The sequence below is a fragment of the Streptomyces sp. Y7 genome (genome assembly GCF_043195415.1).
Lineage (GTDB): Bacteria > Actinomycetota > Actinomycetes > Streptomycetales > Streptomycetaceae > Streptomyces.
This window is the reverse complement of the sequence record NZ_JBIDDQ010000029.1, coordinates 58,091-83,009: the sequence shown is the minus strand read 5'-3', so window position 1 is coordinate 83,009 and position 24,919 is coordinate 58,091. Positions and strand designations below refer to the sequence as shown.

Annotated in this window: 18 protein-coding genes and 1 pseudogene; 13 read left to right on the top strand and 6 right to left on the bottom strand. The window is 71.2% G+C overall.

The genetic code is table 11. The annotated features are described in order from the left end of the window. Window positions 1-195 precede the first annotated feature (195 nt). The 3 genes from ACGFW6_RS38910 (at window position 196) to ACGFW6_RS38900 (ending at window position 4,438) form a co-directional block, all read left to right on the top strand. Window positions 196-561 carry a hypothetical protein gene (locus ACGFW6_RS38910; protein ID WP_393520980.1) on the top strand — a complete coding sequence of 122 codons (366 nt, stop codon included), beginning with the start codon at window positions 196-198 and terminating at the stop codon, window positions 559-561. Between the two features lie 66 nt (window positions 562-627). Then, complete coding sequence (locus tag ACGFW6_RS38905; RefSeq protein ID WP_393520978.1) at window positions 628-2,883, top strand: ATP-dependent RecD-like DNA helicase; 2,256 nt, start codon at window positions 628-630, stop codon at window positions 2,881-2,883. Window positions 2,884-3,148: 265 nt separating this feature from the next. Further along, a complete protein-coding gene (locus ACGFW6_RS38900) occupies window positions 3,149-4,438 on the top strand; it encodes a citrate synthase (protein ID WP_393520976.1) in 1,290 nt (429 codons plus the stop codon). A gap of 637 nt (window positions 4,439-5,075) precedes the next feature. On the opposite strand, the gene ACGFW6_RS38895 is transcribed toward ACGFW6_RS38900, so the two are convergent. From ACGFW6_RS38895 to ACGFW6_RS38885, 3 genes are all read right to left on the bottom strand, one after another. After that, window positions 5,076-7,394, bottom strand: a complete 2,319-nt coding sequence (locus ACGFW6_RS38895) for a heavy metal translocating P-type ATPase (RefSeq protein ID WP_393520974.1) — start codon at window positions 7,392-7,394, stop codon at window positions 5,076-5,078. 8 nt (window positions 7,395-7,402) lie between these two features. Further along, entirely contained in the window at window positions 7,403-7,642 is a 240-nt protein-coding gene (locus ACGFW6_RS38890; RefSeq protein WP_393520972.1) for a heavy-metal-associated domain-containing protein, read from the bottom strand. A 242-nt stretch (window positions 7,643-7,884) separates the two neighbouring features. Continuing rightward, entirely contained in the window at window positions 7,885-8,568 is a 684-nt protein-coding gene (locus ACGFW6_RS38885; RefSeq protein ID WP_393520970.1) for a TetR/AcrR family transcriptional regulator, read from the bottom strand. A gap of 160 nt (window positions 8,569-8,728) precedes the next feature. Between ACGFW6_RS38885 and ACGFW6_RS38880 the strand changes: the two genes are divergently transcribed. Further along, the gene (locus ACGFW6_RS38880) at window positions 8,729-10,984 is read left to right on the top strand and encodes an MMPL family transporter (protein ID WP_393520968.1); all 2,256 of its coding nucleotides are present in this window, start codon (window positions 8,729-8,731) and stop codon (window positions 10,982-10,984) included. 104 nt (window positions 10,985-11,088) lie between these two features. After that, window positions 11,089-12,132: a zinc-dependent alcohol dehydrogenase family protein gene (locus tag ACGFW6_RS38875; RefSeq protein WP_393520966.1), complete on the top strand. Its 1,044-nt coding sequence runs from the start codon at window positions 11,089-11,091 to the stop codon at window positions 12,130-12,132. On the opposite strand, the gene ACGFW6_RS38870 is transcribed toward ACGFW6_RS38875, so the two are convergent. Both ACGFW6_RS38870 and ACGFW6_RS38865 read right to left on the bottom strand, forming a co-directional pair. After that, a complete protein-coding gene (locus tag ACGFW6_RS38870) occupies window positions 12,113-12,709 on the bottom strand; it encodes a GNAT family N-acetyltransferase (protein WP_393520964.1) in 597 nt (198 codons plus the stop codon). The two genes, ACGFW6_RS38875 and ACGFW6_RS38870, sit on opposite strands and share 20 nt — an antisense overlap. A 52-nt stretch (window positions 12,710-12,761) precedes the next feature. Beyond that, a complete protein-coding gene (locus tag ACGFW6_RS38865) occupies window positions 12,762-12,962 on the bottom strand; it encodes an AlpA family transcriptional regulator (RefSeq protein ID WP_030959066.1) in 201 nt (66 codons plus the stop codon). Between the two features lie 484 nt (window positions 12,963-13,446). Between ACGFW6_RS38865 and iolC the strand changes: the two genes are divergently transcribed. The 6 genes and pseudogenes from iolC to ACGFW6_RS38835 all read left to right on the top strand — a co-directional run bounded on the left by iolC (window position 13,447) and on the right by ACGFW6_RS38835 (window position 20,808). Beyond that, entirely contained in the window at window positions 13,447-14,397 is a 951-nt protein-coding gene (gene iolC / locus ACGFW6_RS38860) for a 5-dehydro-2-deoxygluconokinase (protein WP_393520962.1), read from the top strand. Continuing rightward, window positions 14,394-15,317, top strand: coding sequence for a deoxyribose-phosphate aldolase (locus tag ACGFW6_RS38855; protein WP_393520960.1), 924 nt, complete (start codon window positions 14,394-14,396; stop codon window positions 15,315-15,317). Before iolC ends, ACGFW6_RS38855 begins: the two co-directional genes overlap by 4 nt. A 64-nt stretch (window positions 15,318-15,381) precedes the next feature. Then, window positions 15,382-15,693 (top strand): annotated as a pseudogene (locus ACGFW6_RS38850) (5-deoxy-glucuronate isomerase); the annotation flags it as partial. Window positions 15,694-15,719: 26 nt separating this feature from the next. Further along, window positions 15,720-17,606: a 3D-(3,5/4)-trihydroxycyclohexane-1,2-dione acylhydrolase (decyclizing) gene (gene iolD / locus ACGFW6_RS38845; protein WP_393520958.1), complete on the top strand. Its 1,887-nt coding sequence runs from the start codon at window positions 15,720-15,722 to the stop codon at window positions 17,604-17,606. A 102-nt stretch (window positions 17,607-17,708) separates the two neighbouring features. Further along, entirely contained in the window at window positions 17,709-19,211 is a 1,503-nt protein-coding gene (gene mmsA, locus ACGFW6_RS38840; RefSeq protein WP_393520956.1) for a CoA-acylating methylmalonate-semialdehyde dehydrogenase, read from the top strand. A gap of 199 nt (window positions 19,212-19,410) precedes the next feature. Continuing rightward, window positions 19,411-20,808, top strand: a complete 1,398-nt coding sequence (locus ACGFW6_RS38835; RefSeq protein ID WP_393520954.1) for an APC family permease — start codon at window positions 19,411-19,413, stop codon at window positions 20,806-20,808. A 3-nt stretch (window positions 20,809-20,811) separates the two neighbouring features. Here ACGFW6_RS38835 and ACGFW6_RS38830 read toward each other — a convergent pair whose 3' ends face one another. Next, window positions 20,812-21,303 (bottom strand): GNAT family N-acetyltransferase, encoded by a 492-nt coding sequence (locus ACGFW6_RS38830; protein WP_393521024.1) that lies wholly within the window; start codon window positions 21,301-21,303, stop codon window positions 20,812-20,814. A 35-nt stretch (window positions 21,304-21,338) separates the two neighbouring features. On the opposite strand from ACGFW6_RS38830, the gene ACGFW6_RS38825 reads away from it, so the two are divergent. Together ACGFW6_RS38825 and ACGFW6_RS38820 are read left to right on the top strand one after the other, a co-directional pair. Beyond that, window positions 21,339-23,990: a CocE/NonD family hydrolase gene (locus tag ACGFW6_RS38825; RefSeq protein WP_393520952.1), complete on the top strand. Its 2,652-nt coding sequence runs from the start codon at window positions 21,339-21,341 to the stop codon at window positions 23,988-23,990. Next, window positions 23,987-24,850 carry an ABC transporter permease gene (locus ACGFW6_RS38820; protein WP_393520950.1) on the top strand — a complete coding sequence of 288 codons (864 nt, stop codon included), beginning with the start codon at window positions 23,987-23,989 and terminating at the stop codon, window positions 24,848-24,850. Before ACGFW6_RS38825 ends, ACGFW6_RS38820 begins: the two co-directional genes overlap by 4 nt. Window positions 24,851-24,919: the final 69 nt, after the last annotated feature.

The window sequence follows — 24,919 nt, the reverse complement described above, 5'->3', positions numbered from 1 at the left end:
CCTCCTCGTGGAACTCATGGAATCGATTACATCGACGTGTACGAAGGATTGGAATCGATTACACGCCGATTAATCAACCCCTCAACCACATCCCGAGACCGCATCGTGATGTCGCGACACGTTCCGGGGCGGTCCACGCTGAAGGGAGAGCGGTCGTCCCACCAGGGCCTCTGCGGGGGCCGGAGCGGAGGAGTCATGACGGCAGCGACGCGCGACGAGGTACCCGTCACCCTCGGCGGCGACGGCGTGGAGGTGCGCACCCGGACCATCGGCGGCGGCATGTCCGTCGGCTACATCACCCTGCCGGAGGGCACGGACATGGGCCCCGCCCTCAAGGGCCTGGAGGGCGACGCCTGCCCCTGCCCGCACTGGGGGTACCTGCTGAAGGGCCGGCTGCGGATGCTGACGCCCACGGGGGAGGAGTACTACGAGGCGGGCCAGGCGTACTACTGGGGCCCCGGCCATGTCCCCGTCGCCCTGGAGGACTGCGAGTTCGTGGAGTTCTCCCCGGCCGCGGACTTCCAGGCGGTCATCGACCACGTGAAGTCGCAGGCGGGGTGACGGCCGCGGGCACCGCCTCTCCCACAGGCCGCCCGCGTTGTCGGACCCGGGCGGTAGCGTCAGATCATGTCCAATCAGGCGGGGACCTCCACGGGCGAACGGCGGCTCGCCGTGCTCGAAGGCGTACTGGAGCGCATCACGTACGCCAACGAGGAGAACGGCTACACGGTCGCCCGCGTCGACACCGGCAGAGGGGGCGGTGACCTGCTGACCGTGGTCGGCGCGCTGCTCGGGGCGCAGGTCGGCGAGTCGCTGCGGATGGAGGGGCGTTGGGGGTCCCATCCGCAGTACGGCAAGCAGTTCACCGTCGAGAACTACACGACCGTCCTGCCGGCCACCGTCCAGGGCATCCGCCGCTATCTCGGCTCCGGGCTCGTCAAGGGCATCGGCCCGGTCTTCGCCGACCGCATCACCCAGCACTTCGGGCTGGACACCCTGCGGATCATCGAGGAGGAGCCGAAGCGGCTCATCGAGGTCCCCGGCCTCGGCCCCAAGCGCACCAGGAAGATCGCCGACGCCTGGGAGGAGCAGAAGGCGATCAAGGAGGTCATGCTCTTCCTCCAGACGGTCGAGGTGTCGACCTCCATCGCCGTGCGGATCTACAAGAAGTACGGCGACGCCTCCATCTCCGTCGTGAAGAACCAGCCCTACCGCCTCGCCGCCGACGTCTGGGGCATCGGCTTCCTCACCGCCGACAAGATCGCCCAGTCCGTCGGCATCCCGCACGACAGCCCGGAGCGGGTCAAGGCCGGCCTTCAGTACGCCCTGTCGCAGGCCACCGACCAGGGCAACTGCTACCTCCCCGAGGAACAGCTGATCGCCGACGCGGTCAAGCTCCTCCAGGTCGACACCGGGCTGGTCATCGAGTGCCTCGCCGAGCTCGCCCAGGTCCCGCAGGACGGCTCGGACCCGGGAGTCGTACGGGAGAAGGTGCCCGGTCCCGACGGCCACCGGGAGCCCGTGACGGCCGTCTACCTCGTCCCCTTCCACCGGGCCGAACTCTCCCTCTCCGCCCAGCTGTTGCGGCTGCTGCGCACGAGCGAGGACCGGATGCCGGGGTTCCGCGACGTCGCCTGGGACAAGGCGCTGGGCTGGCTCAAGGACCGCACGGGCGCGGACCTCGCGCCCGAGCAGGAGGCCGCCGTCAAGCTGGCCCTGACCGAGAAGGTCGCCGTGCTGACCGGCGGACCCGGCTGCGGCAAGTCCTTCACGGTCCGCTCGATCGTCGAACTGGCGCGGGCGAAGAGGGCGCGCGTCGTGCTGGCCGCCCCCACCGGCCGCGCCGCCAAGCGTCTCGCCGAGCTGACCGGCGCCGAGGCCTCCACCGTCCACCGCCTGCTGGAGCTCAAGCCCGGCGGCGACGCGGCCTACGACAAGGACCGCCCGCTCCAGGCCGACCTGGTGGTCGTCGACGAGGCGTCCATGCTGGACCTGCTGCTGGCCAACAAGCTGGTCAAGGCCGTGCCGCCGGGGGCCCATCTGCTCTTCGTCGGGGACGTGGACCAGTTGCCGAGCGTCGGCGCGGGGGAGGTCCTGCGGGACCTGCTCGCCGAGGGCGGGCCCATCCCCGCCGTGCGCCTCACGCGCGTGTTCCGGCAGGCCCAGCAGTCCGGCGTGGTGACCAACGCGCACCGGATCAACGCCGGACAACACCCCGTCACCGAGGCCATGAAGGACTTCTTCCTCTTCGTCGAGGACGACACCGAGGAGGCCGGCCGGCTCACCGTGGACGTGGCGGCCCGCCGGATTCCCGCCAAGTTCGGGCTCGACCCGCGCCGGGACGTCCAGGTGCTGGCCCCCATGCACCGCGGCCCGGCCGGCGCGGGCACGCTGAACGGCCTGCTCCAGCAGGCCATCACGCCCGGACGCCCCGATCTGGCGGAGAAGCGGTTCGGCGGCCGCGTCTTCCGGGTCGGCGACAAGGTCACCCAGATTCGCAACAATTACGAGAAGGGGGAGAACGGTGTCTTCAACGGCACCGTGGGCGTGGTCACCTCGCTCGATCCGGTCGACCAGCGCCTGACGGTGCTGACGGACGAGGACGAGGAGGTTCCGTACGAATTCGACGAACTGGACGAACTGGCGCATGCGTACGCGGTGACGATCCACCGTTCACAGGGAAGTGAATATCCCGCGGTGGTGATCCCCGTCACCACGGGAGCATGGATGATGCTGCAGCGGAACCTGCTGTACACGGCGGTCACCCGGGCCAAGCGGCTGGTCGTCCTCGTCGGTTCGCGCAAGGCCATCGGCCAGGCGGTGCGCACGGTCTCGGCCGGACGCCGCTGCACCGCGCTCGACTTCCGGCTCGCGGGCTCCTGAACCCCGCTTTTCGGCCCCCGCCGGACCCCCTTCTGACCTGCCGTTTCGTGAGGCAGTGAAAAAAATGATCGATCAAACGAGTCGTGAAGGTCACAGAGCACTTCCAGATGGGGAAAACAGGGGGCAGGATGGCAGGTTGGCGGCACTCAGTGCCGCCAATAGGCCCAATGGTCGACCCCGAGTGCACTCTCCTGAGCCGAATGGGGGAGGGTAGAGACAGTCAGGGCAACCTCGAAGATGAGGCACAACGTCGGTGAGGGAAGACGTGAGCGACAACTCTGTAGTACTGCGGTACGGCGACGGCGAGTACACCTACCCGGTGATTGACAGCACCGTCGGCGACAAGGGCTTTGACATCGGCAAACTCCGCGCCCAGACCGGTCTGGTGACGCTGGACAGCGGATATGGCAACACCGCCGCCTATAAATCCGCCATCACCTACCTCGACGGCGAGCAGGGGATCCTCCGGTACCGCGGCTACCCGATCGAGCAGCTGGCCGAGCGCTCCACCTTCCTGGAGGTGGCCTACCTGCTGATCAACGGTGAGCTGCCGACCGTCGACGAGCTCTCGACGTTCAAGAACGAGATCACCCAGCACACGCTGCTGCACGAGGACGTCAAGAACTTCTACAAGGGCTTCCCGCGCGACGCCCACCCGATGGCCATGCTGTCGTCCGTGGTCTCGGCGCTGTCCACGTTCTACCAGGACAGCCACAACCCCTTCGACGAGCGGCAGCGCAACCTCTCGACGATCCGTCTGCTCGCCAAGCTTCCGACGATCGCGGCGTACGCGTACAAGAAGTCGATCGGTCACCCGTTCGTCTACCCGCGCAACGACCTCGGTTACGTCGAGAACTTCCTGCGCATGACCTTCTCGGTCCCCGCGCAGGAGTTCGAGCTGGACCCGGTCGTGGTCTCCGCCCTCGACAAGCTCCTCATCCTGCACGCCGACCACGAGCAGAACTGCTCCACGTCGACGGTCCGCCTGGTGGGCTCCTCGCAGGCGAACATGTTCGCGTCGATCTCGGCCGGTATCTCCGCCCTGTGGGGCCCGCTGCACGGCGGCGCCAACCAGTCCGTCCTGGAGATGCTCGAGGGCATCCAGGCCAACGGCGGCGATGTCGACTCCTTCATCCGCAAGGTGAAGAACAAGGAGGACGGCGTCCGCCTGATGGGCTTCGGCCACCGGGTGTACAAGTCCTTCGACCCGCGCGCGAAGATCATCAAGGCTGCGGCGCACGACGTCCTCTCCGCCCTCGGCAAGTCCGACGAGCTGCTGGACATCGCCCTGAAGCTGGAGGAGCACGCGCTCTCCGACGAGTACTTCGTCTCGCGCAACCTCTACCCGAACGTCGACTTCTACACCGGTCTGATCTACCGGGCCATGGGCTTCCCGACCGAGATGTTCACGGTCCTGTTCGCCCTCGGCCGGCTGCCGGGCTGGATCGCCCAGTGGCACGAGATGATCAAGGAGCCGGGTTCCCGCATCGGTCGCCCGCGCCAGATCTACACGGGTGTGGTCGAGCGCGACTTCGTGCCGGTCGAGCAGCGCTAGGCGCTCCACCGGGGCGCGAACGGGGGTTGTCGGCCGGATACGGGTTCGTCGTGGCCGGTCTCGCGCAGTTCCCCGCGCCCCTCAAGGGCTGTGCGCCCTTTTTGATTGCGTGAAATGAAGAAGGCGCCCTGGCGCCGGTCCCCCCACGGGCCGACGTCCAGGGCGCCTTCCCATGTCCCGGTGCGGATTCCCCCCACGGGATCCGGCCGGGCGTCTGAGAGAGCAGCGCCTGAATCGCTGTCTTTCGGTATTGCTTTGAGTAGAACGGGTGGAACTCGTCGTACTCCTTGGTGTGCGATCTGCCGGGACAGCGCACGGTCGGAAGGGCCGCTCAAAGCTTCCCGACGTACGTGCCCCGGCAACGCAACTCTGAGGAAGTCCCCCAAGACATCCTCAGATGCCAGTTGGCGCCCCCCAAGACGCTCCCTGACATCGTCAACTTAGACCTTCGAACCCCTTCGATGGTTACGTTCACATCACTGTGATCTGCGTCTCTTGCATATGTCCGTTAGATACGCAAGAGCCCCGATATGGCGATCGAGACCCAAGCGTAAGGATGATGCGCGAGCCTTGTGAAGAGCTTATGTGAGCCGGGCGTCGGACTCCAGAGGGACCCAGCGGGGTTCTTACTACGAATTCACCGGAACGTCCGCAGCCGCAGGCTGTTCGACACCACGAACACCGACGAGAACGCCATCGCGGCCCCCGCGATCATCGGGTTCAGCAACCCCGCCGCGGCCAGCGGCAACGCGGCCACGTTGTACCCGAAGGCCCACACGAGGTTGCCCCTGATCGTCGCCAGCGTCCGCCGGGACAGCCGGATGGCGTCCGCCGCCACCCGCAGATCACCGCGCACCAGCGTCAGATCGCTCGCCTCGATCGCCGCGTCCGTCCCCGTGCCCATGGCGAGCCCCAGATCGGCGGTGGCGAGCGCGGCCGCGTCGTTGACGCCGTCGCCCACCATGGCCACGCAGCGCCCCTCGCGCCGCAGCCGCCGTACCGCCTCGACCTTGTCCTCGGGCAGGACCTCCGCGATGACCTGATCGATACCGACCCTCTTCGCCACCGCCTCGGCGACCACCCGGTTGTCCCCGGTCAGCAGCACCGGGGTGAGCCCCAGCGCGCGCAGCTCGCGCACCGCCTCGGCGGAGGTCTCCTTCACCGCGTCCGCGACGGCGATCACGCCGCGCGCCGCTCCGTCCCACCCGACGACGACAGCCGTACGGCCGTCCCTCTCGGCCTCTTGCCGGGCGCGGGCCAGGTCACCGGGCAGTGAGTCGAAAAGGCGCCCCACGGCCACGTCATGGCCCTCCACGCGTCCGCGCACGCCTCGCCCGGGGACGCTGCGGAACCCCTCGACCTCCGGCAGCCGTCCGACCAGCGACTCGGCGCCGGCCGCGACCGCCCGGGCCACGGGATGCTCGGAGGCGTGCTCCACGGCGCCCGCGAGTCGCAGCAGCCGCTCCTCGTCGGTGCCGTCGGCGACGTACACCTGCTGCAGGGTCATCCGGCCGGTGGTGACCGTGCCGGTCTTGTCCAGGACGACGGTGTCGACCCGGCGCGTGGACTCCAGCACCTCGGGGCCCTTCAGGAGGATGCCGAGCTGTGCCCCGCGTCCGGTGCCGACCATCAGGGCCGTGGGGGTGGCCAGGCCCAGCGCGCACGGGCAGGCGATGATCAGGACCGCGACCGCCGCGGTGAAGGCGGCGACGGCGTCGTCGGTGAGGCCGAGCCAGGCTCCGAAGGTGGCCACGGCGAGGACGATGACCGCCGGTACGAACACCGCGGAGATCCGGTCGGCGAGCCGCTGCACCTCGGCCTTGCCGTTCTGCGCGTCCTCCACCATCCGCGCCATCCGTGCCAGCTGCGTGTCCCCGCCGACCCGGGTCGCCTCGACGACGAGCCGCCCGCCCGCGTTGACGGTGGCGCCGGTGACCGTGTCCCCGGCCGTGACGTCCACCGGCACCGACTCGCCGGTCAGCAGGGCCGCGTCCACCGCGGAGGTGCCCTCCACGACGGTGCCGTCGGTGGCGATCTTCTCGCCGGGCCGTACGACGAACCGGTCGCCGACGGCCAGCGACTCGACCGGGACCCGCACCTCGCGCCCGTCGCGCAGCACGGCGACGTCCTTCGCCCCCAGCTCCATCAGGGCGCGCAGCGCCGCACCCGCGCGGCGCTTGGAGCGGGCCTCCAGATAGCGTCCGAGCAGGAGGAACGTGACGACGCCGGAAGCCACTTCGAGGTAGATCTGGGAGGCGCCGTCCACGCGCGAGACGGTGAACTCGAACGAGTCGTGCATGCCAGGCATGCCCGCGTCCCCCAGGAACAGCGCCCACAGCGACCAGCCGAACGCCGCCAGCGTGCCCATCGAGATCAGCGTGTCCATGGTGGCCGCGCCGTGCCGGGCGCCCGTCAACGCGGCCCGGTGGAAGGGCAGTCCGCCCCAGACGACGACCGGCGAGGCGAGGGTGAGCGCGAGCCACTGCCAGTTGTCGAACTGGAGGGCCGGGATCATCGACAGCGCGATGACCGGGACGGCGAGCAGTGCGGAGACGACGAGGCGCTGACGGTAGGAGGCCGGTTCCGGGTCTTGCGGAGCCTCCTGCGGCGCGGGCCGCGCGGGGGCGGGCTCCTGCGCGGTGTACCCCGTCTTCTCCACCACCGCGATCAGGTCGGCGACCTCGATGCCCGCGGGACAGCTGACCCTGGCCTTCTCGGTCGCGTAGTTCACCGTGGCGGTCACGCCGTCCATGCGGTTGAGCTTCTTCTCGACGCGCGCCGCACAGGAGGCGCAGGTCATGCCGCCGATCAGCAGCTCGACGTCCGAGCCGCCGACGCCGTCGGCCGGGCCGGGCGCAGGCGTCGTCGCGCCCGCGGCGGGCGCGGGCGTCCGTCCGGCCGTGGCGGTCGCCGTGGCCGGCCCGGCTATCGGCGGTTCACCGGTGGTGCGGGTCATGGCCGGACTCAGGCCCTGCCGACCAGTTCAAAGCCGGCCTCGTCGACGGCCGCGCGCACGGCCTCCTCGTCCAGTGCGGCCGCCGAGACGACGGTGACCTCGCCGGTCGAGGCGACGGCCTTCACCGAGCTGACGCCGGGGAGTTCGGAGATCTCGCCGGAGACGGCCCCCTCGCAGTGTCCGCAGCTCATGCCGCTCACCTTGTAGACGGCGGTGACGGAGCCGGAGGTGTCGGTCTGGGCGGTCATGTGGTTCTCCTCGTCGAGACATGTGGGGCTGAGGGGACCCACGGGGCCCCTTCTCCTCCAAGGTATACCCCTACGGGGTACTGCTCAAAGAGGGGTGGCCGCTGTCGCCACAGCACGCACGTTCGGCGTGTACCGCGTTCCCGCTCCGGGATGCGGGTGTGCCCGGGGCGGGAGACAGTGGGTCGCGGGGTCCCCGCCCGCATACGGGAGCTGATCCATGCACACCTATCGGTACCGGCCCATCACGTCGCGGTACGGGCCTCCTCGGCATGGCCGAGTCTGTCGCCCACCAGCGGGTCGAGGTAGCGGATCAGGGCGTTCTTCAGCTCCTGGACGTAGGCGTCGCGTTCGCCGCCCTCGTGGGCGAGCACCAGCTCCAGGCCGGCCTTGTACATGCCCAGGCACATGTGGGCGGTCCGGGCGAGGTCGGCCGGGGCGGCGTCGGGCAGGAACGAGGAGAGCAGGCCCTCGATCCGGGACAGCAGCGTCGCGTGCAGGGCGTCGTGCTCCTCGGCCATGCGGCCGGGGATGTCGGGGCCGTGCATCAGCGCGAAGAACGCCGGATGGGCGCAGTTGAAGGCGATGAACCGGTCGACGGCGGAGGCGACGGCCTCCTCCAGTGGCGTAGCGGGATCGACCGGGGCCAGTGCCTCGCCGTACATCTCGCGCATCTCGTGCATCAGGCGGTCGCCCAGCTCTATCGCGATCGCTTCCTTGTTCGGGAAGAACTGGTAGAGCGTGCCGGGTGAGACGCCGGCCTCGCGGGCGATGGCGTTGGTACTGGCGGCCGTGTAACCGGTGGTGGTGAAGACGGTGGCCGCCGCTTCCAGCAGCTGGGCGATGCGGCGCTCGCCGCGCGCCTGGCGGCGGCGCGGCTGCTCCTTCTCCTGGTGGACCTGGTCGTCCTTGTCCCGGTTGGCGGACACGCGTTATCCCCAGCTCTCCGAACGCGATTGACAAACGCGAGCGGTCGCTCGCATTCTTGAGAAACGCGAGCGATGTCTCGTGTTTGCCAGTCTATGGCAGTGACAGCTCCATGCTGCCTGCCGTGCACAGCATGGATCAGGGTGAAGGGGACACCGCACCATGAACGAAGTCAACAGGCCACCCCGAGTCGGGGCTGGACCCTCCCCCACGCTCGAACGTCGCTCGCGCGGGTGGACCCGCATCGTGACGGCACGCCCCCGGTTGTCGCTGCTCGTGGCCCTGGTGATCACCGCGCTCGCGGTGCTGGCCGGCAGCGGCGTGGCCGACCGGCTGGGCAGCGGCGGCTGGGAGGACCCGGACGCCGAGTCGACCTACGCGACCAAGGCGCTGGAGCGTGAGTTCCCCGCTTCCCAGCCCAACCTCCTGCTCCTCGTGGACGCGGGCGACGCCTCCGTGGACGACCCCGCGGTCACCGCGGAGGCACAGCGCCTCGTGACCCGGCTGACCGGCGAGAAGGGCGTCGTGGGTGTCGGTTCCTACTGGCAGACCACAGCGCCGGCCCTGCGCGCCGAGGACGGCCACGAGGCGCTGATAGCGGCCCGGATCACCGGCGACGAGAAGCGGATGGGGGAGACCCTGGACCGCATCGCGCCCGAGTTCCGCGGCGCGCACGGCCCGGTGGAGGTGCGCGTCGGCGGCCCGGTCGCGGTGCGGCACGAGATGCAGACGACCATCCAGGAGGACCTGCTGCGCGCCGAGGTGATCGCCCTGCCGGTCACCCTCGTGCTGCTGGTGATGGTCTTCGGCAGCGCCGTCGCCGCCCTGCTGCCGCTCGGCATCGGCATCGTCGCCATCCTCGGCACGAACGCGGTGCTGCGCGGCCTGACCGAGTTCACCGACGTCTCGGTCTTCGCGATGAACCTCACCACGGCCCTCGGCCTGGGCCTCGCCGTCGACTACGCCCTGTTCATCGTCCGCCGCTTCCGCGAGGAACTCGCCAACGGCGCCGAACCCCTGGGAGCCGTCGGCACCACCCTGCGCACCGCCGGACGCACGGTCCTCTTCTCGGCCCTCACGGTCGCGGTGTCCCTGGCGGCGATGCTGCTCTTCCCGCAGTACTTCCTGCGGTCCTTCGCCTACGCCGGCGTCGCGGTGGTGCTGCTGGCCGCCGGGGCCGCCCTGATCCTGCTCCCGGCGGCCCTGGTGCTGCTCGGTCACCGGGTCAACGCCCTGGACCTGCGCAAGCTGCTGCGGCGCGGGCGGGCGAAGGACGCCGAACAGGCGACCGGAGCGACGGAGGGCAGGGCCTGGGCCCGTACGGCGAACCTCGTCATGCGCCGTGCCCCCTTCTTCGCCCTCGGCACCACCGCCGTCCTGGTCCTGCTCGGACTGCCCTTCCTGGGCGTGAAGTTCGGCACCGCCGACGACCGCCAGCTGCCGTCGAGCGCCGAGTCCCATGTCGTGCAGCAGCACATCCGCGACGGCTTCCCGGGCAGTCCCGGCGGCGGCCTGGAAGTGCTCGCCGAGGGGCGGGCCACCCAGGCGCAGTACACCGACTACAAGGAGCGCATCGGAGCGCTCCCCGAGGTGCTGCGGGTCGACGGGCCACTGGTGAAGGGCGACTCGGCGTACTTCACGGTGCAGCCGAAGGGCGAGGCGGTGGACGATCCGGCCCAGCGGCTGGTCGACGACCTGCGCGCCACCGAGGCCCCGTTCGACACCAAGGTGACCGGCGCGGCCGCCGTCCTGGTCGACTCCAAGGACGCGATAGGCGAACGCCTGCCGCTGGCGGCCGCCTTCATCGCGATCGTCACCCTGCTGCTGGTGTTCCTGCTGACGGGCAGCGTGCTGATCCCGATCCAGGCGGTGGTGCTCAACGCGCTCAGCCTGACGGCGATGTTCGGCGCGGTGGTCTGGGTCTTCCAGGACGGGCATCTCTCCGGCCTGCTCGGCTTCACCAGCCCCGGCTCGATCGAGACGACCCTCCCGGTGCTGATGTTCTGCGTCGCCTTCGGACTGTCGATGGACTACGGCGTGTTCCTGCTCTCCCGCATCAAGGAGGAGTACGACACGACGGGCGACCACGACGAGGCGGTACGGCACGGCCTTCAGCGCACGGGCGGCCTGATCACCGCGGCCGCCGTCATCCTCGCGGTGGTGATGGTGGCGATCGGCACCTCCCGGGTGACCAACACCAAGATGCTCGGCCTGGGTATCGCGCTGGCGGTGCTCATGGACGCGATGATCGTCCGCAGCCTGCTGGTCCCGGCCGTCATGCGCCTGACGGGGCGGGCGACCTGGTGGGCGCCGGGACCGCTCAGGCGGCTGCACGACAGGTTCGGGCTCAGCGAGTCGGAGGGGGCGCCCGAGCAGGCCGACACCGAGGAGCGGGACAAGGTGGCGGTGCCCGGCTAGCGTTCCGCCGGACGGGGTGATCTCCGCGCCGGACCGTTCCGGGAGCCGCTTCCGGGAGGTGTCACGGGGATCACCGGGCAGGGACGGAAGGCGAGGTGGGGCGGATGCGTGCCGTCGTGTTCGAGCGGTTCGGGGAGCCGGCCGAGGTGCGGGAGGTGCCCGATCCGGAGCCGAAGGAGCACGGGGTCGTGGTCCGGGTCGAGGCGACGGGACTGTGCCGCAGCGACTGGCACGGCTGGCAGGGACACGACCCGGACATCACGACGCCGCATGTGCCCGGGCATGAACTCGCCGGGGTCGTCGAGGCGGTGGGCGACCGGGTCACCGGCTGGCGGCCCGGCGACCGGGTCACCGTGCCCTTCGTGTGCGCCTGCGGAAGCTGCGCGGCCTGCGCGGCGGGCGACCAGCAGGTGTGCGAGCGCCAGACCCAGCCCGGCTTCACGCAATGGGGCTCCTTCGCCCAGTACGTGGCGCTGGACCACGCCGACGTCAATCTCGTCGCCGTGCCGGAGGGGATGTCCTTCGCGACGGCTGCCTCGCTGGGCTGCCGGTTCGCCACCGCGTTCCGGGCGGTCGTGCAGCAGGGCCGGGTGGCCGCGGGGGAGTGGGTCGCGGTGCACGGCTGCGGAGGGGTGGGCCTGTCCGCGGTGATGATCGCGGCGGCCTCGGGCGCGCGGGTCGTCGCGGTGGACGTCTCGGCGCGGGCCCTGGACCTGGCGCGGACGTTCGGGGCGGCGGAGTGCGTGGACGCCTCGGAGGTGCCCGACACGGCGGCGGCGATCCACGCCGTGACCGGTGGCGGTGCCCATCTCTCCCTGGACGCCCTCGGCTCGCCCGCCACCTGCGCCGCCTCCGTCAACGGCCTGCGCCGCCGGGGCCGGCACCTCCAGGTCGGCCTGCTGCCCTCGGAGTCCGGGACGACCCCGGTCCCCATGGCCCGCGCCATCGCCCTGGAGCTCGAACTCCTCGGCAGCCACGGCATGGCGGCGCACACCTATCCGCCGATGCTGGAACTGGTGCGGGCCGGCGTGCTGCGGCCGGATCTGCTGGTGACGTCGACGATCCCGCTGGACGCGGTCCCGGCGGCGCTGGCGGAGGCGGGGACGGCGCCGGGGGCCGGCGTGACCGTCATCGATCCGTGGAGCTGACGGCGGCGGAGAGATCGGGGCGGCCGCGGTGGGCCGCCCACTCGCGGTCGAGGATCGCCATCATCACCCAGTCCCGCCACTCACCGTCCCGCAGATCGGCCTCCCGCCGGACACCCTCCACCACGAACCCGGCCTTCTCGTAGGCCCGCAGAGCACGGGCGTTGTGGCCGTAGACCTCCAACTGGATCCGGCGCAGCCCGAGTTGCTCGAAACCATGGGCGGCGATGAGCCGGGTGGCCTCGGTGCCGATGCCCCGGCCGCGCCCCCGGGGGCCGACGAGCGTGCGGAACGTACAGCTGCGGGCCTTGGGATCCCACTCGTACAGGACGACCTCGCCGACGAGTTCGCCGGTGGCGCGGTCGGTGACGGCGAGGTCGAGGCGGTCGGGCTGTGCGGAGCGGGAGCCGTACCAGGAGCGCAGCCGCTCCAGGGGGAACTCCTCGGAGGTCTCGTCGGTGAAGCGGAGGACCTCGGGGTCCTCGATGATCTCCGCCATGACAGCGGCGTCGGCCTCGGTGAAGGGGCGCAGCACGGTCCGCTCGCCGGTGAGTACGGGCTTGACGGAGAAGTCGCTCATGGCACGACTGTGCCCCACGCGCCGGGTGGGGCACAGCTGGTTTTCCGGGAGGTCAGTCCGGCCTGCGGCCGCGGTTTCCGGGGCGGGAGGCCACCCACAGCCGCACGGTGTCCGCGTACCAGAAGGGCTTGCCGCCCTCCACGTGGTCCGGCGGCGGAAGCAGCCCGTGCTTGCGGTACGACCGTACGGTGTCCGGCTGCACCTTGATGTGCGCGGCGATCTCCTTGTAGGACCAGAGCCTTCGGTCGGTCATCAGTTGCACCTCCCCGCGCGCGCCGCGGCGGCGACCGGGGGCTGGTCGTCGGGGGTACCGTGCGCTGCGCTGGTGATCACAAAGCCTGTGTCCGGTCAACGACGCTGAGTGAGCGGCGGAAGGGCCTGTGCGCCGGGTGTGACGCAGGGCCCGCGTACACGAGACATGTGTGACAAGGGAGGGGCCTTTGTGACACAGGTGACGCAAAGGCGCACGCGGGCGCAAGGGCGTGGCGCGTTGACAACTGCCCGTCCCGCACCACCCAAGGGGCGCGACAAGCCCCCACGAGCCGCACCCGCCCCCTCCCGCAACCCCGCAGACGCAAAGGCGCCCGGTCCACCCCAAGCGTATCGTTCGAATGTCTGGACAAAACATTGACAGGCCTCCCCGACCAGGGCTACAAAACCGAAGAGACCCGACGCACCGCGAACGCGCGCGCCGGTGTCGGGACGCGAGCGTCGACAAGGGAGACCGAGGGAAGCCGATGGCGTACGACCTGATCACCATGGGGCGGATCGGAGTGGACCTCTACCCCTTGCAGACCGGCGTCCCGCTGCCGCAGGTCACCTCCTTCGGCAAGTTCCTCGGCGGCTCGGCGACGAACGTCGCGGTCGCCGCCGCCCGCCTCGGCCGCCGTACCGCGGTGATCACCCGCACCGGGGACGACCCCTTCGGCACCTATCTCCACGAGGCCCTGCGGGGCTTCGGAGTCGACGACCGCTGGGTCACCCCGGTCCCCGGACTGCCCACCCCGGTCACCTTCTGCGAAGTGTTCCCGCCGGACGACTTCCCGCTGTACTTCTACCGGCAGCCCAAGGCCCCCGACCTGGAGATCGACGCCCACGAGCTGGACCTCGACGCCATCCGCGACGCCCGGATCTTCTGGGTCACCGGCACCGGCCTGAGCGAGGAGCCCAGCCGTACGGCGACGCTCGCGGCCCTCGCCCATCGCGCCAAGGCCGGCATCACGGTCTTCGACCTCGACTGGCGCCCCATGTTCTGGCAGGACCCCGAGGCCGCCCGCCCCTTCTACGCGGAGGCGCTCAAGCACACCACCGTCGCTGTCGGCAACCTCGACGAGGTGGAGGTCGCCACCGGCGTCCGCGAACCGCACGCCGCCGCCCGCGCGCTGCTGGACGCGGGCGTACAGGTCGCGGTCGTCAAGCAGGGCCCCAAGGGTGTCCTCGCCGTCAACGCCGACGGCGACCAGGCCGAGGTACCGCCGTTGCCCGTCACCGTCCTCAACGGCCTCGGTGCCGGCGACGCGTTCGGCGGTTCCCTCTGCCACGGCCTGCTCGAAGGCTGGGACCTGGAGAAGACCATGCGGCACGCCAACGCGGCCGGCGCCATCGTCGCCTCCCGGCTGGAGTGCTCCTCCGCGATGCCGGCACCCGCCGAGATCGAGGCCGCGATCGCAGCGGGGGCAGTCAAGTGACCCCCGAAGCCCGCGGGCCCCGCCGGTCCGGCCGCCCCGTCGCCGTCGACATCTCGGAACTGGTCCGCCTGCGCGCCCAGCGCCCGGAAGCCGTCGCCGAGGCCGCCGCCCGGCGTACGCGGCGGCCGCTGCTCGGCGACAGCGGCCGGCTGATGATCGTCGCCGCCGACCACCCGGCCCGCGGCGCCCTCGGGGTCGGCGACCGCAAACTCGCCATGGCCCACCGGGGAGACCTGCTCGAACGCCTCTGTCTGGCGCTGGAGCGGCCCGGCGTCGACGGGGTCCTCGCCACCGCCGACATCCTCGACGACCTGCTGCTGCTCGGCGCCCTCGACGGCAAGGTCGTCATGGGCTCGATGAACCGCGGCGGCCTCCAGGGCGCGAGCTTCGAGCTCGACGACCGCTTCACCGGCCACCGCGCCGAGGACATCGAACGGCTCCGCTTCGACGCGGGCAAGCTGCTGCTGCGCGTCGACTACGACGACCCCGGCTCCCTCACCACGCTGGAGTCCACCGCCCGCGCGATCGACGCGATGGCGGCCCGCCGGCTCCCCGTCTTCGTCGAGCCGTTCCTCAGCCACCGCACCCCCGAGGGCAAGGTCGCCAACGACCTGTCCGCCGAGGCCGTCACCAAGTCCATCGCCATCGCCTCCGGGCTCGGCGGCACCTCGGCCTACACCTGGCTCAAACTCCCGGTCACCGAGAACCCCGACGACATGGCCGAGGTCATGCGGACCTCCACCCTCCCGGCCGTCCTCCTCGGCGGCGAGGTCGGCGACGACCAGGACGGGGCATACGAGAAGTGGCGGGGGGCCCTGCAACTGCCCACCGTGCGGGGTCTGGTGGTGGGACGGTCGTTGCTCTACCCGGCGGACGGGGACGTGGCCGCCGCCGTCGACACCGCCGTAGGACTCCTGTGAGGACCTGATGACACACCGCGAACCGTACGCCGGGACGGGCAGCGGACCCTGCGTCCCGAAGGGCACCACCGGCGACAGTGAATGGATCGTGCCTCCGCTGAACGGCGGGTGCACCGTGGACATCGGGAACGAGAAGTACCGACTCCCGGGCACGGACAGCGTATTCAGTGGAGTCGCCGACTTCACCCACGCACCCCGTGACGCCCGGGCCCAGAACGCCTCCGGCGCGGGAGGCCGCTTTGCTTTGGCAGGAGCGAAGTGCGAGCGAAGACTCCCCGCCCGCTACGGCCCCGCGCCGGAGGTCCCCCACCTGCACCATCGAGTCGGACGGGGCCGCGGAGCCGTAAGACAGAGGCGGATCCGCTTCTCCTCGGCCCACCCAGAAAGCACAGGGGGTTACCGATGACCTCAACGACGAGGCTGACGGTCGCACAGGCGCTTGTCCGCTTCCTGTCCGCCCAGTACACCGAGCGCGACGGGGCACGCCACCGCCTGATCGGCGCCACCTGGGGCATCTTCGGCCACGGCAACGTCGCCGGGATCGGCCAGGCGCTGGTCGAGTACGGCGACGACATGCCGTACCACCAGGGCCGCAACGAACAGGCGATGGTGCACGCGGCGGTCGGCTACGCCCGCCAGTCGAACCGCCTGTCCACCCACGCCGTCACCACCTCCATCGGCCCCGGCGCGACCAACCTCGTCACCGGCGCCGCCCTCGCGACCATCAATCACCTCCCGGTCCTGCTGCTGCCGGGCGACGTCTTCGCCGCCCGCCCCGCCGACCCCGTCCTCCAGCAGCTCGAAGTGCCCTACGCGGGCGATGTGTCGGTCAACGACTGTCTGCGCCCGGTGTCGAGGTACTTCGACCGGATCACCCGCCCCGAGGCCCTGATCCCGTCCGCCCTCAATGCGATGCGGGTGCTCACCGACCCCGTCGAGACCGGCGCGGTGACGCTGGCGCTCCCGCAGGACGTGCAGGCCGAGGCGTACGACTGGCCCGACGCGTTCTTCGCCGAGCGCACCTGGGTGGTCCGCAGGCCGGGCGCCGACCCCACCGAACTCGCCGAGGCCGTCCGGGCCGTCCGGTCCGCCCGCAGGCCCCTGGTCGTCGCGGGCGGCGGCGTCCACCACAGCCGCGCCGAGGCGGCCCTCGCCGAGTTCGCGGAGGTCACCCGCATCCCCGTCGCCTCCACCCAGGCCGGCAAGGGCTCCCTGCGCTTCGACCACCCCCAGGACGTCGGCGGCATCGGCCACACCGGCACCGCCACCGCCGACGAACTCGCCCGCACCGCGGACCTGGTGATCGGCGTCGGCACCCGCTACACCGACTTCACCACCGCCTCCGGCACCCTCTTCGCGAACCCGGACGTCCGCTTCCTCAACCTCAACATCGCGCCCCACGACGGCCACAAGCTCGCCGGGATGCCGCTGATCGCGGACGCCCGCAGCGGCCTGATGGAACTGACCGCGGCCCTGGACCTGCACGCCCACCGGGCGGCCGCCTCGTACATCGCCGAGTACACCGAGGACAAGGAACGCTGGGAGCAGCGCGTCGACGCCTGCTACGAGGCCGACGAACCCGATGTCCGGCCGACGCAGCCGCAGGTGCTCGGCGCCCTGGACGCGCTCGTCGACGAGTCGGACGTGATCATCAACGCGGCCGGCTCCCTCCCCGGCGACCTGCACAAACTGTGGCGGGCCCGCTCACGGGACCAGTACCACCTGGAGTACGGCTACTCCTGCATGGGCTACGAGATCCCGGCCGCGATCGGCGTGAAACTGGCCGCGCCCGAGCGCCACGTGTGGGCGCTGGTCGGTGACGGCACCTATCTGATGATGCCGACGGAGATCGTGACCGCCGTGCAGGAGGGCGTCGCGATCAAGGTGGTGCTCGTGCAGAACCACGGGTACGCGTCCATCGGCGGACTGTCGGAGGAGACGGGCGCCGAGCGCTTCGGCACCGCCTACCGCCACCGCGCGGACGACGGCACCTTCACCGGTGCCCCGCTCCCCGTCGACCTGGCCGCCAACGCCGCGAGCCTGGGCATGCGGGTGCTGCGCGCGAAGACCGTCAGCGATCTGCGGGAGGCGCTCGCCGAGGCCCGCGAGGCCGACACTCCCACATGTGTCTACGTCGAGACCCAAACGGCAGACACAGTGTCGGGCCCGCCGCCCGCACAGGCCTGGTGGGATGTTCCCGTGGCCGAGACCGCGACCCGACCGTCGGCGGTCAAGGCACGTGAGCTGTACGAACGGCACGTCTCGACCCGACGCCGCCATCTGTGCTGAATCTCCCGGGGGACAACCCCCGGACCCCCGGCAGAAAAGCAGGTCGGCCCGCATGACCGGCGGGACATCGTGAGGCGGACCTGAACGAAGGAGTAACCGGTCATGACGAAGATCGTCAACCACTGGATCGGCGGCAAGACCGCCGAAGGCGCGTCGGGCACGTACGGGCCGGTCACCGACCCGGCCACCGGCGCCGTCACCACGAAGGTCGCCTTCGCCTCGGTCGACGAGGTGGACGCGGCGGTCGCGGCCGCCAAGGAGGCGTACCTGACCTGGGGCCAGTCCTCGCTGGCCCAGCGCACCTCGATCCTGTTCAAGTTCCGCGCGCTGCTGGACGCCAACCGGGACGCCATCGCCGAGCTGATCACCGCCGAGCACGGCAAGGTGCACTCCGACGCCCTCGGCGAGGTCGCCCGCGGTCTGGAGATCGTCGACCTGGCGTGCGGCATCAGCGTGCAGCTGAAGGGCGAGCTGTCGACGCAGGTCGCGAGCCGCGTCGACGTCTCGTCGATCCGGCAGCCGCTCGGTGTCGTCGCGGGCATCACGCCGTTCAACTTCCCGGCGATGGTGCCGATGTGGATGTTCCCGATGGCCATCGCATGCGGCAACACCTTCGTGCTCAAGCCGTCCGAGAAGGACCCGTCGGCGTCGATCAAGATCGCCGAGCTGCTCGCCGAGGCCGGCCTGCCGGACGGCGTCTTCAACGTCGTGCACGGCGACAAGGTGGCCGTCGACCGGCTCCTGGAGCACCCCGACGTCAAGGCGGTGTCGTTCGTCGGCTCGACGCCGATCGCCCGCTACATCCACACCACCGCCTCCGCCAACCACAAGCGCGTCCAGGCCCTCGGCGGCGCCAAGAACCACATGCTGGTCCTGCCGGACGCCGACCTGGACGCGGCCGCCGACGCCGCCGTGTCGGCCGCCTACGGCTCCGCGGGCGAGCGCTGCATGGCCATCTCCGCGGTCGTCGCGGTCGGGGCGATCGGTGACGAGCTGGTGGAGAAGATCCGCGAGCGCGCCGAGAAGATCAAGATCGGTCCCGGCAACGACCCGACCTCCGAGATGGGCCCGCTGATCACCGCCGTCCACCGCGACAAGGTGGCCTCCTACGTCACCGGCGCCGCGGCCGAGGGCGCCGAGGTGGTCCTCGACGGCACCGGCTACACCGTCGACGGCTTCGAGGACGGCCACTGGATCGGCATCTCGCTGCTCGACAAGGTGCCGACGTCCGCGAAGGCGTACCAGGACGAGATCTTCGGCCCGGTGCTGTGCGTGCTGCGCGCCGAGACGTACGAGGACGGCGTGGCCCTCATCAACGCCTCGCCGTTCGGCAACGGCACCGCGATCTTCACCCGGGACGGCGGCGCCGCCCGCCGCTTCCAGCTGGAGATCGAGGCCGGCATGGTCGGCGTGAACGTCCCGATCCCGGTCCCCGTCGGCTACCACAGCTTCGGCGGCTGGAAGGACTCGCTCTTCGGCGACCACCACATCTACGGCAACGACGGCACGCACTTCTACACCCGCGGCAAGGTCGTCACCACCCGCTGGCCCGACCCGGCCGACGCCCCCTCCGGCGTCGACCTGGGCTTCCCGCGCAACCACTGACGCCGGCTTCCGGGGCCGTCCGCATCGCGGACGGCCCCATTTTTTTGTGCGCCCGCGCTGCGGTTCCCGCACCCGTGCCGAGCCGCCCTGGAAGCGGCCTTGACGCGACGTTAACGCGCGAAAGGAGGGTCTTCGGCCACGGATTCCGTAGGTGAACACCCATTGACGCGATGGTTTCCGTCGATGTTGCATCCCCCTCGTGACCGACACCCTCACCCCCGTCGAGGGCGCCGCAGTCGAGGCGTCGGACGGCCCCCGCAAGCTCAAGCGCTCCATCGGCGTGGTCGGCGGCACCCTGCTCACGCTCTCCTGCGTGACCCCCGCCTCCACCCTGTTCGTGGTCGTCCCCGACCTGTTCGGCTCGCTCGGCACCGCCACCGCCCTCACCATCGCCATCGGCTCGCTGCTGTGCGTCGCCGTGGCGTTCTGCTACTCGGAGCTGGGCACCCTCATCCCCAGCGCGGGCGGCGAGTACGCGATGGTCTCCACGCTCGCCGGACGGCTCGCGGGCTGGCTCGTGTTCGTGCTCTCCCTGCTGGTCGTCATGGTCGTCCCGCCGGTGATCGCGATGGGCACCGCCGACTACCTCGCCCCGATCGTGCACCTCGACCCCGCGATGACCGGCGCCGGCGTGATGCTCCTCGCCACCCTCGCCGGCCTGCTGGACCTGCGCGCGAACGCCTGGATCACCGGCGTCTTCCTGGTCCTGGAGGTCATCGCCGCGGCCGTCGTGGCGGTGCTGGGCTTCGCCCACGCCGAGCGCGGCCCCGCGAGCCTGGTCTCGATGGAGGTGGCCGGCGCCGACGGCCGTGCCGATGCCGTGACGGGCCTGCTGGTCGTCTCCGGGCTCGCCATCGCCCTCTTCGTCACCCAGGGCTTCTCCACCGCCGTCTACCTCTCCGAGGAGCTGGAGAACCCGCGCCGCAACGTCGCCCGCACCGTGCTGGCCACCCTCGGCATCTCCGCCGTGATCATCCTGGTGCCGGTCGTCGCGGTCACCCTCGGCGCCTCGGACCTCCAGGAGCTGACCGGCGGCGACCTCTCCGCCATGGTCACCGCCTGGTCCAACACCGCGGTCGGCACCTTCGTCAGCCTCTGCGTGGCCCTCGCGATCATCAACGCGGGCATCGTCATGGTCATCCAGAACTCCCGCGTGCTGTTCGCCTCCGCCCGCGACAAGGCCTGGCCCCGACCGGTCAACGACGTGCTCGCCAAGCTCGGCCGCTTCGGCTCCCCGTGGGTCGCCACCCTCGCGGTCGGCGTGCCCGGCGCCGCCCTGTGCTTCGTCAACCTCGACACCCTGTACGGCGTCACGGGCGTCTCCGTGACCGGCATGTACCTGCTCGTCGCGGTCGCGGCCCTGCTCGCCCGGCGCGGCGCGCACCGGCACACCCGCGCCTGGCGGATGCCGCTGTGGCCCGCGATGCCCGTCCTGCTGATCGTGGTCCTCGGCTACATCCTCACCCAGCAGGAGACCGCGCATCTGCTGTGGACCGGCGGCATCACGGCCGCCGCCACCCTCTACTGGGCCCTGTACCTGCGCCCGCGCCGCGACACCCGCTGGCTGGTGACGCTCCCGGAGGACGCGCGCACCTGACCGTCAGTGGAAGTCCCACGTGATGACCGAGCACGCCCCGTCGCCCTTGCCACCCGCACTCCGGTAGGTGGCGAGGGCGACCTCGTCCCCGGCCTCGATCAGCACCCACATCCCGTAGCACCCGAGCCCCCGGCCCAGCGCGTCGAGCTGCCGCACCAGCGCCCGCCCGATGCCCCGCCGCCGGTAGGGCTCGCCCACGCCCAGCTCGTACAGGAACATCTCCGCGCCCTTGTCGGGGTGCACGGTCTCGACGCCGCTGACAAAACCCACCGGCTCGCCGTCGACGTAGGCCACCAGGAGGTGGTGACCCGTGGTCCCGAGGAACCGCTCGGCCCATGCGGGGCGCACCGGGTGATCGAAGAGGTGCTCTGCGGCGGCGACTTCGGCAGGGGTCGTGGCCCGGCGGATGTCCATGTGCCTTCGTACCACGGCTGGTGTACGCGGGAGGCGGCTCGTACTTCCGTGGGAGGGGTGGCGGTTCGGCCTCCGGTAGATAACCTGCCGACAGGTTCGCCCCGTACCGTTGAACCATGGATCTTCGATTGCCCGGGCTCCGCGCACTACGGGGACCGCGGCGGCTGCTGGCCGCCGCGGCCGCTGTCGTCGTCATAGCCGGTGCCGGTACGTGGACGGTCGCGTCGGCCGACGACGACGGGCCCACCGTGCGCCGCGCCGACCGGGTCATGGACATGGGCGACGGGGTGCGCGTCGACACCTCGTACTTCACGGCCGCCGACAGCGGCCGCCGCCCGGCCGTCCTCCTCGCGCACGGCTTCGGCGGCAGCAAGGACGACGTACGGCAGCAGGCCGAGGACCTGGCCCGGGACGGATACGCCGTCCTGACCTGGTCGGCCCGCGGCTTCGGGAAGTCGACCGGCGAGGTCGGGCTCAACGATCCGAAGGGCGAGGTCGCCGACGTCTCCCGGCTGCTCGACTGGCTCGCGAAGCAGCCCCAGGTCGAACTCGACAAGACCGGTGACCCGCGCGTCGGCATGGCGGGCGGCTCCTACGGCGGCGCGATCTCCCTGCTGGCCGCCGGCCACGACGACCGCGTGGACGCCATCGCCCCGGCGATCACCTACTGGAACCTCGCCGACGCGCTGTTCCCGAACGGCGTGTTCAAGAAGCTCTGGGCGGGCATCTTCGTCAACTCCGCGGGCGGCTGCGAGAAGTTCGAGAAGCAGATCTGCGCGATGTACGACCGGGTCGCCGAGTCCGGCGTCCCCGACGCGCAGGCCCGCAGCATGCTGGAGGAGCGCTCGCCGTCGGCCGTCGGCGACCGCATCAAGGTGCCGACCCTGCTGATGCAGGGACAGTCCGACTCCCTCTTCCCGCTCGGCCAGGCCGACCAGGCAGCCAAGGCGATCAAGGCCAACGGCGCCCCCGTCGACGTCGACTGGATCTCCGGCGGCCACGACGGCGGCGACATGGAGACGGACCGCATCCAGGCCCGCGTCCAGTCCTGGTTCGACCGCTACCTCAAGGGCGACCAGGGCGCCGACACCGGCCCGGCCTTCCGCGTCACCCGCACCGGAGGCGTCGACTCCACCGACGGGCAGGCCCTGCTGCGGGGCGCGAGCGCCGACTCCTACCCCGGCCTGGAGAGCGGCCCGAAGTCCTTCCGCCTCACCGGCGGCGAGCAGAGCTTCGCCAACCCGGCCGGCGCCAGCCCGCCCGCCGTCTCCGCCCTGCCCGGACTCGGCGGGTCCGGCGGCCTCGCCCAGCTCTCCTCGCTCGGCGTCGGGGTGTCCCTGGACTTCCCGGGCCAGTTCGCCGCCTTCGAGTCGGCGCCGGTCCCCGGCGTCCTGCGCGTCACCGGCTCCCCGAAGGCCACCGTGCACGTGAAGTCGAGCAGCGAGGACGCCGTCGTCTTCGCCAAGGTCTACGACGTCGGCCCGGACGGCCGGCAGCAGGTGCTGCCGTCCCAGCTCGTCACACCCCTGCGCGTCGAGGACGCCAAGGCCGGCAAGGACGTGACGATCACGCTCCCGGCCATCGACCACGACATCGAGAGCGGCCACCGGCTGCGCCTGGTCGTCTCCTCCACGGACCTCGGCTACGCCTCACCGGTCTCCCCGGCGACGTACACCGTCTCCCTGAAGAGCGATCTGACGGTTCCGACGGCACCCGGCGTGGGCACCGCCGCCGCCCCGCTCCCGTCCTGGGTGTGGTGGCTGCCGCTCGCCGGCGCGGGCGTCGCCCTGGCCCTGCTGCTGACGGCCCGCCGCCGCACCGCCACGCCGCCGCCCGACCCCGGGCTGGCCGAGGTCCCGCTGCAGATCACCGACCTGAGCAAGCGGTACGCGGGCTCGCCGGACCGGTACGCGGTACGGGATCTGGCCTTCCGCGTGGAGAAGGGCCAGGTCCTCGGACTGCTCGGCCCGAACGGCGCGGGCAAGACGACGACCCTGCGCATGCTGATGGGCCTGATCAAGCCGGACGCCGGTGAGATCCGGGTCTTCGGCCACGCCATCCGCCCCGGCGCGCCTGTCCTGTCCCGGGTCGGCGCCTTCGTCGAGGGCGCGGGCTTCCTGCCGCACCTGTCGGGCCGGGAGAACCTGGAGCTGTACTGGCAGGCCACCGGCCGCCCGACCGAGGACGCGCACCTCGACGAGGCCCTGGAGATCGCCGGCCTCGGTGACGCGCTGGCCCGCGCGGTACGCACGTACTCCCAGGGCATGCGCCAGCGACTGGCCATCGCGCAGGCCATGCTGGGCCTGCCGGACCTGCTGATCCTGGACGAGCCGACCAACGGTCTCGACCCGCCGCAGATCCGCGAGATGCGCCAGGTGATGATCCGCTACGCGGCGGCCGGCCGCACGGTCATCGTCTCCAGCCATCTCCTGGCGGAGGTCGAGCAGTCCTGCACCCACCTCGTGGTGATGGACCGCGGCCGGCTCGTGCAGGCCGGTCCGGTCGGCGAGATCGTCGGCTCCGGCGACACGCTGCTCGTGGGCACGCCCGCGGCCGTGGAGGAGCCGGTCGTCGACAAGGTCGCCGCCCTGCCGGGCGTGGCCTCGGCCGTGCGCACCGACGACGGGCTGCTCGTCCGGCTCGACGCCGACGGCAGCGCCGCCCGCCTGGTCGCCGAACTCGTCCGCCTCGAAGTGCCCGTCCAGTCGGTCGGCCCGCACCGCCGACTGGAAGACGCCTTCCTCACCCTGATCGGAGGCTCCGCATGAGCACGCTCACCGAGCGCACCGAGGTCGCCTCCGGCTACCGGGCGGGCCGTACGCTGCCGCTGCGGGTCGAGCTGATCCGCCAGCTGAAGCGGCGCCGCACGCTGGTCATGTTCGGCATCCTGGCCGTGCTGCCGTTCGTGCTGGTCGCCGCGTTCGCGATCGGCGGCGAGCCGGACGGCGGCGGCAACCGGATCACCCTGATGGACACGGCCACCGCGTCCGGCGCCAACTTCGCCGCCGTGAACCTGTTCGTCTCCGCGGGCTTCCTGCTGGTCATCCCCGTCGCCCTGTTCTGCGGGGACACCGTGGCCTCGGAGGCCAGCTGGTCCTCCCTGCGCTATCTGCTGGCGGCGCCCGTGCCCCGGGCCCGGCTGCTGTGGTCCAAGCTCGTGGTGGGCCTCGGGCTCAGCCTCGCGGCGATGATCCTGCTGCCCGTGGTCGCGCTGGCCGTGGGCACGGCCGCCTACGGCTGGGGTCCCCTCCAGATCCCCACCGGCGGCTCGATCGACCCCGGGACGGCCGCGCAGCGCCTGGTGGTGATCGTGGCGTTCATCTTCGTGTCGCAACTGGTCACCGCGGGGCTGGCGTTCTGGCTGTCCACCAAGACGGACGCCCCGCTCGGCGCGGTCGGCGGCGCCGTCGGCCTGACCATCGTCGGCAACGTCCTGGACGCGGTGACCGCGCTCGGCGACTGGCGTCACTTCCTGCCCGCGCACTGGCAGTTCGCCTGGGCGGACGCGGTCCAGCCCACTCCCGAGTGGTCCGGCATGATCCAGGGGACGGCGATTTCCATAACGTACGCCCTGGTCCTGTTCGCGCTGGCCTTCCGCGGTTTCGCGCGCAAGGACGTCGTGTCCTAGGTCAACGGAAGATCACCCACCGGTCTCGACAGGCGTCCCCCGTGCCTCATTCGAGACTCATCCGCAACG

Excerpts from the sequence above, each read along its gene's own strand:
- iolC (WP_393520962.1), top strand. The coding sequence starts at position 13,447 with ATGGCGTACGACCTGATCACCATGGGGCGGATCGGAGTGGACCTCTAC.
- ACGFW6_RS38905 (WP_393520978.1), top strand. The coding sequence starts at position 628 with ATGTCCAATCAGGCGGGGACCTCCACGGGCGAACGGCGGCTCGCCGTG.
- ACGFW6_RS38865 (WP_030959066.1), bottom strand. The coding sequence starts at position 12,962 with ATGACCGACCGAAGGCTCTGGTCCTACAAGGAGATCGCCGCGCACATC.
- ACGFW6_RS38890 (WP_393520972.1), bottom strand. The coding sequence starts at position 7,642 with ATGACCGCCCAGACCGACACCTCCGGCTCCGTCACCGCCGTCTACAAG.
- iolD (WP_393520958.1), top strand. The coding sequence starts at position 15,720 with ATGACCTCAACGACGAGGCTGACGGTCGCACAGGCGCTTGTCCGCTTC.
- ACGFW6_RS38880 (WP_393520968.1), top strand. The coding sequence starts at position 8,729 with ATGAACGAAGTCAACAGGCCACCCCGAGTCGGGGCTGGACCCTCCCCC.
- mmsA (WP_393520956.1), top strand. The coding sequence starts at position 17,709 with ATGACGAAGATCGTCAACCACTGGATCGGCGGCAAGACCGCCGAAGGC.
- ACGFW6_RS38870 (WP_393520964.1), bottom strand. The coding sequence starts at position 12,709 with ATGAGCGACTTCTCCGTCAAGCCCGTACTCACCGGCGAGCGGACCGTG.
- ACGFW6_RS38910 (WP_393520980.1), top strand. The coding sequence starts at position 196 with ATGACGGCAGCGACGCGCGACGAGGTACCCGTCACCCTCGGCGGCGAC.
- ACGFW6_RS38875 (WP_393520966.1), top strand. The coding sequence starts at position 11,089 with ATGCGTGCCGTCGTGTTCGAGCGGTTCGGGGAGCCGGCCGAGGTGCGG.
- ACGFW6_RS38895 (WP_393520974.1), bottom strand. The coding sequence starts at position 7,394 with ATGACCCGCACCACCGGTGAACCGCCGATAGCCGGGCCGGCCACGGCG.
- ACGFW6_RS38820 (WP_393520950.1), top strand. The coding sequence starts at position 23,987 with ATGAGCACGCTCACCGAGCGCACCGAGGTCGCCTCCGGCTACCGGGCG.
- ACGFW6_RS38825 (WP_393520952.1), top strand. The coding sequence starts at position 21,339 with ATGGATCTTCGATTGCCCGGGCTCCGCGCACTACGGGGACCGCGGCGG.